Source organism: Nocardia sp. 852002-20019_SCH5090214, from assembly GCF_001665865.1.
Lineage (GTDB): Bacteria > Actinomycetota > Actinomycetes > Mycobacteriales > Mycobacteriaceae > Nocardia > Nocardia nova.
The window spans coordinates 1-529 of sequence record NZ_LZMK01000120.1 but is presented as its reverse complement, the minus strand read 5'-3'; the positions used below and the strand labels follow the sequence as shown (position 1 = coordinate 529).

Sequence of the window (529 nt, the reverse complement as noted above, 5' to 3'; positions counted from 1 at the left end):
CTGATGGTGTCGAGGCGCTCGCGCCCGACGTCGAGTACTTCCACGTCGACGATCCGGACGAGTGGTTCGCCGCGGCGGCGGCCCATCACCTTGCGGCACAGCGTGAGCCGGGTGCCGGGCTGCAGCATCAGCCAGCCCATACGGCGGGTGACGGTCTTTGTCCGGTCGCGGACCTGGGGTTCGGTGAGCGAGACCGACATCAGGCGTGGCATGAGGTGCTCCTGTTCTGCGGGTACTGGTTCCAGATCCGGCCGTCGAGTTCACGCCCGGCCGTTTTCGGGGTGCGGCCACCCCACTGCTTGAAGAAGAACGCGGTCCCGGCCTCGACGCACTGGTCGCGCAGATCGCGCACCCAGTCCGCCTCGATCGGTCGGGCGTGGGGCCCGGATTCCCCGCCGACGATGACCCAGTCGATCGCCGGGACCGGTGCCCAGTCTTCGCAGCCGGGGCATCCGCATTCGAAGCGTTCGTCGTCATCGGGCCACCGGCACCGGCACCCGTCCGGGCATCCGGTCGGGAACAGGAACCG

Annotated in this window: 1 protein-coding gene and 1 pseudogene; both read right to left on the bottom strand. The window is 69.4% G+C overall.

Annotated elements, in window-relative coordinates; genetic code table 11:
* Positions 1-212 (bottom strand): annotated as a pseudogene (locus tag A5780_RS09905) (hypothetical protein); the annotation flags it as partial.
* A partial coding sequence (locus A5780_RS09900; protein ID WP_156769435.1) for a DUF5131 family protein occupies positions 200-529 on the bottom strand: 330 nt, incomplete at its 5' end. The gene A5780_RS09900 and the pseudogene A5780_RS09905, both read right to left, overlap by 13 nt.